Source organism: Paenisporosarcina sp. P4_D4 (assembly GCF_056401835.1).
This window is the reverse complement of the sequence record NZ_JBFUIO010000093.1, coordinates 1-8,582: the sequence shown is the minus strand read 5'-3', so window position 1 is coordinate 8,582 and position 8,582 is coordinate 1. Positions and strand designations below refer to the sequence as shown.

The window sequence follows — 8,582 nt, the reverse complement described above, 5'->3', positions numbered from 1 at the left end:
TGTTAGTACCTGTAGCAAACTTCTCTTCAAATGCATCATGGATTTTCGTGATGATCGGGATTTTTGCAAGCATGTCCAATATGTTGTTATTGGGAATTGTTTTGTTAGCCGTAGGGTTATTGTTCCAAATTGTTACATTGCCAGTAGAATTCAATGCTTCAAGTCGTGCCATGACTCAAATCGTTACTCTCGGAGTCATCCGTAACGAAGAAGAAAAACATGCACGTAAAGTATTGAATGCCGCTGCCATGACGTACGTTGCTGCAGCTGCTGTAGGGGTTCTTGAGTTGTTACGTTTAGTGTTAATTTATACAGGCATGAGCCGAGACGAATAGAATCAAAAAAAAACTCACGTGCATGATTGACATGCCACGTGAGTTTTTTATATCCAACTAACTTATATCATTTGCTTAATCCAGTGGACGTTTTTGCTCATCCAACGTAAATCCTTCGCCCATAACGTCATGTACTTCAGTCATTGAAACAAAGGCATGGGGATCTATGGATGTGATGATGCTTTTTAAGCGGACAATTTCGTTCTTACCTACCACACAATACAAGACTTCACGGTCAGATTTAGTAAAATGTCCAAAACCTCTTAATACGGTTACGCCTCGTTCCATATCGTTTGCGATTCGATCTGCAATCTCACTTTGGAATTCCGAAATAATAAATGCACCACGTGCTGCATAAGCACCTTCCTGCACAAAATCAATCACCCGCGCTCCAATAAAGACCGCCACTAACGTATACATCATGGAACGTGAATCCAAGAATGTTAACCAGGAAAGTAGAATGACCGCTGCATCAAACATGAACATCGTTTTTCCCATACTCCAGCCAAAGTATTTATGCGCCAGTCTGGCAATGATATCCACGCCTCCTGTCGTGCCGCCATATCTGAAAATGATACCAAGCCCTACGCCAACAAAAACTCCTGCAAAAAGGGCAGCGAGGAACAAATCATCTTGTATATGTATATTGATTTCATAGATTTGAAAAATCTTTAAAAATACTGATACGGAGACAGTCCCGATGATTGTATATACAAATACTTTTTGCCCTAGAAGGCGCCACCCCAGAATAAACATGGGAATATTAAGTAGCAAATTCATTAAAGCTGGATCTAGTTTGAATGCAAAAAATAATATTAAGGTGATTCCACTAAATCCACCCTCACCAAGCTCGTTTTGAATGTTAAAATGAACAAAACCAAAGCTGAATATTGCTGCTCCTAACATAATGAAAAATATATTTTTAAACTTAATGCCTTTCAACACTGAAACACCCCATTTTCTGAAAAAGAATCCTTCGCTATTATCATTCATTTTTAGTATTTTGACAACATCATTCCTTATTATTAGGATAAGGATAGGAGCGTGAAAAGAATGACGAATGAGAAAACTATTCAAACTTTGCAAAAAGAAGTCGACGATTATATTGGGAAATTTAAAGAAGGTTATTTTCCTCCCTTTGAAATGCTTGCACGAATGACTGAAGAACTAGGTGAATTGGCAAGGGAAGTTCAACATGTGCATGGTATAAAGAAGAAAAAATTGACTGAAGCAAAAAAGAGCCTGGAAGAAGAATTAGGCGATTTGCTGTTCGTTCTTATCTGTTTTGCCAATTCTGAGAACATTGATATGCAACGAGCACATGACCGTGTAATGGACAAATTTAACTCAAGAGATAAAAATCGTTGGACGTTAAAGGAGGAAGAATAATGATTCGAGTTGCTATAGGTGGACCACGAGGCAAAATGGGACAAGAAGCTGTACATACTATCATGAATAATGAGAATATGGAATTAGTGGCAGTACTTGATCATAAAGAAATAGGAGATCTATTAAGTGAGTCTCCAGAATTTCCTGCAGGCTATGATGTACCCGTATTTTTGAATCTAGATAGTCTGATCTCAGCAATCAGACCAGATGTTTTCTTGGACTTGACTACACCCCATCAAGTCTTTGAACACACGACGATGTGTTTGCAAAATGATGTAAGACCAGTAATCGGCACAACWGGGTTTAGCGAAGCACAACTAGAGTTATGCACGAAAATTGCAAAGGATAATGAATTAGGTTGCATTATTGCACCTAATTTTGCGATAGGTGCCGTATTGATGATGAAATTCGCATCCATGGCTGCTGCTTATTTTCCGGATGTTGAAATCATTGAGATGCACCATGATCAAAAACTAGATGCCCCATCTGGTACAGCTTATAAAACAGCTCAAATGATTGCGGAAGTACGACCAGCACATAAACAAGGACATCCATTAGAGGAAGAAACGTTGCCAGGTGCAAGAGGTGCATCCTATGATGGAATACCAATACATAGTGTAAGACTACCTGGAATGGTAGCTCACCAACAAGTGATGTTTGGTGGAGATGGGCAGCTGTTCACACTGCGACATGATTCTTTCAATCGACAATCTTTTATGTCTGGCGTGACATTTTCTATAAACCAGGTGATGGATTTAAAAGAACTTGTGTACGGACTCGAAAACATTTTATAAATGATAGGATGCGAACCTCATGAAAATAGCTTTAATTGCGCATGACCGTAAAAAAGATGATCTGATCCAGTTTGTGACTGCTTATCGTGACATTTTGGATGAGCATGAACTCTACGCTACAGGAACCACGGGACAACGGATTATCGATGAAACAGGTTTAGCCGTAATCCGTTTTCAGTCGGGTCCACTTGGAGGCGACCAGCAAATAGGTGCCATGGTTGCAAAAAATGAAATGGATATGATTATATTCTTCCGTGATCCGTTGACTGCCCAACCTCATGAKCCTGATGTGACTGCGTTGATTCGATTATGTGATGTGTATCAAATTCCTTTGGCTACCAATATGGGAACTGCAGAAGTTTTATTAAAAGGTCTGCAAAAAGGCTTTATTGATTGGCGATTACTACAAGAAAGACGTTCTTAAGAAAGGAAGTGGTTTCATGAAGAAATTGAAAATTGGCATCACCTGCTATCCAACAGTAGGGGGGTCAGGAGTAATCGCAACTGAACTGGGGAAGCTCCTTGCAGAGCGTGGTCATGAAATTCATTTCATTACTTCCAGCATGCCTTTTCGGTTAAATCGCATGGTTCCAAATATTTTCTTTCATCAAGTGGAAGTAAACAGTTATTCTGTCTTTCAATATGCTCCTTACGATATCGCCCTGGCGAGTAAAATGGCTGAAGTGGTCCAAAAAGAAAACTTAGACATACTGCATGTGCATTATGCTATTCCACATGCGGTATGTGCAGTGCTGGCTCGTGACATGGCCGCACAAAATGTGGGAATCGTGACAACATTGCATGGTACAGATATTAGTGTTTTGGGTTACGATTCATCTCTTACAGGTGCCATCCGCTATGGAATTGAAAAATCAGATGTGGTAACGGCAGTTTCCAATTCATTGAAGGAAGAAACGTATCAATTAATACAACCATCTCAGACGATTGAAACCATTTATAATTTTGTTGATGAACGCGAATATGTTCCATCCAAATCAACGAATGTAAAGTCTTATTTCAATATTCATGAGGATGAAAAGGTAGTCATTCATGTTTCGAATTTCCGAAAGGTGAAGCATGTTGAAGATGTTGTTTCAAGTTTTGCTTATATACGAAAAGAAATGCCATCTAAATTACTTCTTGTCGGAGATGGGCCTGAAATGAATAACATCATTAAACAAGTCGATTCCTTGGGATTACAAAATGATGTGCTCTTTTTAGGAAAACAGAATAATGTGTCTGAATTGTACTCTATAAGTGATTTGAAATTACTTCTGTCGGAAAAGGAAGCGTTCGGGTTGGTATTATTAGAAGCAATGGCCTGTGGAGTACCTTGTATCGGCACAAATGTAGGCGGAATACCAGAAGTAATAGACCACGGAGAAAATGGCTACATTGTCCCTTTAAACGATGTTGAAGCAGTGGCATGTAATGCTTTGAAGATATTAAAGAATAATGACTTACATAAACGCATGAGAAATGCTTCCATTGAAGCGGTGTCTCGAAAATTCCATTCTTCAATCATCGTGAACCAATACGAAAAACTGTACGAGAAAGTGGTTCGTCAATATGTTAACAACTGAACATTGGCAAGCTGGTACAGCAATTATAAATAAGCTGAAAGAAAATGGATATGAAGCCGTATTTGTTGGAGGAGCAGTGCGCGATTTTTTGCGTCAAAAAGAAGCCAATGATATCGACATCGCTTCCAGCGCTTTACCAGAACAAGTAAAAAAAATATTCAAACGGACGGTCGATGTCGGACTTGCCCATGGAACTATCCTTGTTCTCGAAAGTCATATTCCCATTGAAGTCACAACATTTAGGAGCGACGGGGAATATGCAGATTACCGAAGACCAACGGATGTAAAGTTTGTCCTGTCTCTCGAAGAAGATTTGAAGCGTAGAGACTTCACAATGAACGCACTAGCCATGACTGAAAGTTTTCAGATTATCGATTTGTTCGATGGAAGACTTGATTTAGAAAACCGAATCATTCGAACTGTCGGCAATCCTACTGATCGTTTTCAGGAAGATGCTCTACGTATGCTAAGAGCTGTACGTTTCAGTGCTCAGCTCGGTTTTACAATTGACGACAAATCGTTGGAAGCCATCCAATTTTGCGCGGAAAATCTTACATATGTATCTGTTGAACGAGTGACTGCTGAACTTGAAAAAATGTGGGATAGCTCGAACTTACAAAATGGAATGAGCTATCTCGTCACAAGCAAATTGTCCGATCAATTGCCAGGAGGTTTCCCATTCCAACATGAAAAATGGGCGCAACTAGGAAATCCTCGCAACAGCTTGATATGTTGGTCCTTTCTTTGTTTATTGCAGGAAACCTCATCTGTGTCCGAACTGACCAGAACGTTTAAATTATCGAATGAATCGAAACAACAAATTGGTCAACTGGTTAAAGCCACTCAAATTCGATTTGAACGTTTGTTTACGAGAGATGACCTATACTCTTTTAATGAAGATATTCTTATCAAGGCGGAGAGCCTCGTTCATGTATTGAGAGATAAGATCCCACCGATGCCAATCGATACAATAATAAAACTCAAGCGTTCCTTACCAATTCAATCAAAAGCTGATCTTGTCATTTCAGGGAAAGACTTGATGGATTGGTTTAGCAAGCGTGGTGGTCCTTGGCTCAAAGAAGCATTGGCAGAGATTGAAATGGCTGTGCTTCATAAAAAAGTAGTGAATGATGCTACCAAAATAAAGGAATGGATAATGAATGAATCCAACAGTGAAATATGAAATTAAGAAACGTTTATTATCTGCAAAGGGTCAGCCTGTCTCGGGCCAACAATTAGCAGATGAATTTGGATTATCTCGAACAGCTATTTGGAAACATATTAAGGAACTTGAAGAAGAAGGATTTGTGATTAATTCCATTAAGAAAAAAGGATATGTATTGACATCCTCTCCAGACTCATTGCAAGCCGCCAAAATTAATCAGTATTTGACATCCAAACGGTTTGGCCAGTCAATTCATTATGAAGAAACTTGCCCTTCGACTCAGCCTATCGCCCATCGACTTGCACAATCGGGAGCACCTGATGGCTCGATTGTCGTTTGTGAAGAACAAACGGCAGGAAAAGGTCGTTTGGCACGAGCATGGACCTCTACTCAAGGAAAAGGCATTTGGATGAGTGTAATCATTCGACCGGAAATACCGCCTACAAAAGCACCGCAGTTCACGTTGGTTGCAGCAGTAGCAGTCACAAGAGCCATAGAAGATATAGCAGGCATTCGCGCAGAGATTAAATGGCCGAATGACCTATTAATAAATGGGAAGAAATGTACTGGAATATTGACAGAGCTCCAGGCCGACATGGACCGTGTTCATGCCATCATTTTGGGAATCGGAGTGAATGTTAACCAGTTAGAAACAGATTTCCCTGAAGAAATACAATCGATCGCCACTTCCATTCAAATGGTTTCTGGACAACCAGTCGATCGTGCTCAACTGATTGCACGAATTTTGCATCATTTAGAAATTTATACAGATTTATATATAACGCACGGTTTTGAGCCATTGAAGATCCTATGGGAAAGTTATTCGTGCACACTCGGTAAACGAATAAAAGCGAGCATGATTAATCAGCAAATTGAAGGCTTGGCTCTCGGCATTACAAATGATGGGGTATTACAAGTCAAAACCGACGATGGTCAGATTCACGGAATTTACTCTGCTGATATCGAAATACAAAATTAAGAAAAGTAAATCAAGATGGAATGTGCAATTTATTTCTGTTATAGTAAAAGCGAAGGGCAGTATCTTTGTAGAACTGCACCTGATGAATACAAGAAGATCTTTATAAATTTAATAATTCTGCCTTGATCTTAATCGACAGGGACGGAGGAAACCAATTACTTATCCTACGCAACCCTTCTGTCCATTCCTGGTCAGTAGGGTTTTTATTTTGGTTTTCTCTCCGAAGAGAGGAGCTAGGAAATGAAAACGACGACCGATTTTATTAATATGAAAAAAGAGAACGATAAAATTATTATGTTAACTGCTTATGACTATCCATCTGCAAAAATTGCAGAAAGTGCAGGCGTTGAAATTTTGCTTGTGGGAGATTCCCTGGGCATGGTTGTGCTTGGATATGATTCGACGATTCCTGTCACAATGGAAGATATGATTCATCATGGAAAAGCAACAAGACGCGGTGCAAAAGATACCTTCCTTGTAGTGGATATGCCATTTGGAACCTACCACGGGACAACGGACACTACACTTTCGAATGCCATTCGCCTTTTCCAGGAAACAAATGCACAAGCACTGAAAATTGAAGGTGCGGATGAAATGATCGACGTCATCCGTTTATTGTCACGTACTGGTATTCCCGTAGTGGCTCATCTTGGGTTGCTTCCACAATCTGCAAGCGTATCAGGTGGCTATAAAGTACAAGGGAAAACTGCGGAAGCTGCTCAAAAACTAATTGAAGATGCCAAGGCATGTGAAGCAGCAGGTGCCATTATGGTAGTTCTGGAATGTATTCCTTACCAACTCGCTAAAACAATCACAGAATCTTTGACGATTCCTGTCATCGGCATTGGGGCTGGCGCTGAAACGGATGGTCAGGTTCTAGTATTCCATGACACCGTGACTTATGGTAGCCATCATATGCCTAAGTTTGTTAAAGCTTATGCGAGTGCAGGCAAAGAAATTGAAGACGGCTTGACACAATATGTTGATGAAGTGAAATCTGGTGAATTTCCAGCAGTTGAACACCGATTCTCAATGAAAGATGAAGAATTCCAACAGTTATACGGAGGAAAACAATGATTCAAGTTCAGTTAATCAACGATCTAAAAGAAAACGTAAAAGCAGCGAAACAAGCCGGTAAAAGCATCGGCTTTGTGCCAACGATGGGCTTTTTGCATGAAGGGCATATGTCTTTAGTTAAACATGCAAGAGAAGAAAATGACTTTGTGATCATGAGTATTTTTGTCAATCCTGCACAATTTGGTCCGAATGAGGATTTGGACAGATATCCCCGAGATTTAGAAAGGGATACGAAAATGGCCGTTGAGGCAGGAGTCGATTTGTTGTTCTTCCCGCAAGCGGAAGAAATGTATCCGCAAGATGGCGGAATTACAATCCGTGCAGGTGCTCAAGCTGATGTTCTTTGTGGTGCTTCAAGACCTGGACATTTTGATGGTGTCTTGAAAGTTGTCACAAAGCTTTTCCATCTAGTTGAGCCGACTAAAGTATATTTTGGCCAAAAAGATGCTCAGCAACTAGCTATCATTGAAACGTATGTAAGAGATTATAATTTCCCTTTCGAAGTTCGCAGAGTCCCAACAGTTAGGGAAGAGGACGGTTTAGCTAAAAGTTCAAGAAATGTATTCTTAAGTGAAAAAGAACGTGTCGAAGCGCCACTTATCCAACAAGCGATACAAATGGGACTGGAAGATTATCAAAAGAACCAGGATGCCGAGAAAGCTACATTAGTAACCATACAACACATCGAAAATGGCACGTCTGGGAATATTGATTATGTGGAACTGTTGAGCTATCCCGACCTGACAAATAATTTATCAAATAACAAGTCCATTATTTTAGCGGTAGCTGTCTTTTTCGAAAAAGCACGGCTGATCGATAATTTAATTTTGAACAATAAAGGAGAATAATCCATGTTACGAATGATGTTAAATTCAAAAATTCACCGCGCTGTCGTGACCGAAGCGGATTTAAATTATGTAGGCAGTATCACTATCGATCAAAATCTTTTGGATGCAGTCGGTATGCTGCCAAATGAAAAAGTGCATATCGTAAACAACAATAACGGTGCACGTTTTGAAACGTATATCATTGCCGGCGAAAGAGGCAGTGGAGTTATTTGTGTTAATGGAGCAGCTGCCCGTCTTGTTCAAAAAGGCGACGTCGTCATTATTTTGTCGTATGCATACGTGATGAACGATGAAGCAAAAGAACATAAACCAACTGTTGCCATCATGGGTGAGAATAATTCAATTCGTGAAATCATCAGCTACGAACCTGAAGCAACAGTAATGTAAGTAAAAACTGTATTTCAACATGTAC

Annotated in this window: 11 protein-coding genes; 10 read left to right on the top strand and 1 reads right to left on the bottom strand. The window is 39.9% G+C overall.

What is annotated here, in order from left to right:
- A partial coding sequence (locus AC1DSL_RS14355; protein ID WP_477532680.1) for a zinc metallopeptidase occupies positions 1-335 on the top strand: 335 nt, incomplete at its 5' end.
- A 75-nt stretch (positions 336-410) separates the two neighbouring features.
- Here the strand turns inward: AC1DSL_RS14355 and AC1DSL_RS14350 are convergent.
- Positions 411-1,280, bottom strand: a complete 870-nt coding sequence (locus tag AC1DSL_RS14350; RefSeq protein ID WP_036659377.1) for a YitT family protein — start codon at positions 1,278-1,280, stop codon at positions 411-413.
- 108 nt (positions 1,281-1,388) lie between these two features.
- On the opposite strand from AC1DSL_RS14350, the gene AC1DSL_RS14345 reads away from it, so the two are divergent.
- The 9 genes from AC1DSL_RS14345 (at position 1,389) to panD (ending at position 8,557) form a co-directional block, all read left to right on the top strand.
- The gene (locus tag AC1DSL_RS14345; protein WP_477532679.1) at positions 1,389-1,724 is read left to right on the top strand and encodes a nucleotide pyrophosphohydrolase; all 336 of its coding nucleotides are present in this window, start codon (positions 1,389-1,391) and stop codon (positions 1,722-1,724) included.
- On the top strand, positions 1,721-2,518 hold the full coding sequence (dapB, locus tag AC1DSL_RS14340; RefSeq protein WP_304412219.1) for a 4-hydroxy-tetrahydrodipicolinate reductase: 798 nt from the start codon (positions 1,721-1,723) through the stop codon (positions 2,516-2,518). The genes AC1DSL_RS14345 and dapB overlap by 4 nt, the downstream gene beginning before the upstream one ends.
- Before the next feature lie 19 nt (positions 2,519-2,537).
- Positions 2,538-2,942, top strand: coding sequence for a methylglyoxal synthase (gene mgsA / locus AC1DSL_RS14335; protein ID WP_477532678.1), 405 nt, complete (start codon positions 2,538-2,540; stop codon positions 2,940-2,942).
- Positions 2,943-2,958: 16 nt separating this feature from the next.
- Positions 2,959-4,101, top strand: coding sequence for an N-acetyl-alpha-D-glucosaminyl L-malate synthase BshA (gene bshA, locus AC1DSL_RS14330; RefSeq protein ID WP_016427396.1), 1,143 nt, complete (start codon positions 2,959-2,961; stop codon positions 4,099-4,101).
- Positions 4,088-5,284: a CCA tRNA nucleotidyltransferase gene (locus AC1DSL_RS14325; RefSeq protein ID WP_342541704.1), complete on the top strand. Its 1,197-nt coding sequence runs from the start codon at positions 4,088-4,090 to the stop codon at positions 5,282-5,284. Before bshA ends, AC1DSL_RS14325 begins: the two co-directional genes overlap by 14 nt.
- Entirely contained in the window at positions 5,262-6,245 is a 984-nt protein-coding gene (locus AC1DSL_RS14320; protein WP_342541703.1) for a biotin--[acetyl-CoA-carboxylase] ligase, read from the top strand. The genes AC1DSL_RS14325 and AC1DSL_RS14320 overlap by 23 nt, the downstream gene beginning before the upstream one ends.
- A gap of 240 nt (positions 6,246-6,485) precedes the next feature.
- Positions 6,486-7,322 (top strand): 3-methyl-2-oxobutanoate hydroxymethyltransferase, encoded by an 837-nt coding sequence (panB, locus tag AC1DSL_RS14315; protein ID WP_477532677.1) that lies wholly within the window; start codon positions 6,486-6,488, stop codon positions 7,320-7,322.
- Positions 7,319-8,170: a pantoate--beta-alanine ligase gene (gene panC, locus AC1DSL_RS14310; RefSeq protein ID WP_477532676.1), complete on the top strand. Its 852-nt coding sequence runs from the start codon at positions 7,319-7,321 to the stop codon at positions 8,168-8,170. The genes panB and panC overlap by 4 nt, the downstream gene beginning before the upstream one ends.
- Positions 8,171-8,173: 3 nt before the next feature.
- Positions 8,174-8,557, top strand: coding sequence for an aspartate 1-decarboxylase (gene panD, locus AC1DSL_RS14305; protein ID WP_016427391.1), 384 nt, complete (start codon positions 8,174-8,176; stop codon positions 8,555-8,557).
- The last annotated feature ends 25 nt before the right edge of the window (positions 8,558-8,582 follow it).

Bases quoted from the DNA above. Each gene is read 5' to 3' on its own strand.
- panC (WP_477532676.1), top strand. From the start codon at position 7,319: ATGATTCAAGTTCAGTTAATCAACGATCTAAAAGAAAACGTAAAAGCA.
- bshA (WP_016427396.1), top strand. From the start codon at position 2,959: ATGAAGAAATTGAAAATTGGCATCACCTGCTATCCAACAGTAGGGGGG.
- AC1DSL_RS14345 (WP_477532679.1), top strand. From the start codon at position 1,389: ATGACGAATGAGAAAACTATTCAAACTTTGCAAAAAGAAGTCGACGAT.
- AC1DSL_RS14325 (WP_342541704.1), top strand. From the start codon at position 4,088: ATGTTAACAACTGAACATTGGCAAGCTGGTACAGCAATTATAAATAAG.
- panD (WP_016427391.1), top strand. From the start codon at position 8,174: ATGTTACGAATGATGTTAAATTCAAAAATTCACCGCGCTGTCGTGACC.
- AC1DSL_RS14320 (WP_342541703.1), top strand. From the start codon at position 5,262: ATGAATCCAACAGTGAAATATGAAATTAAGAAACGTTTATTATCTGCA.
- panB (WP_477532677.1), top strand. From the start codon at position 6,486: ATGAAAACGACGACCGATTTTATTAATATGAAAAAAGAGAACGATAAA.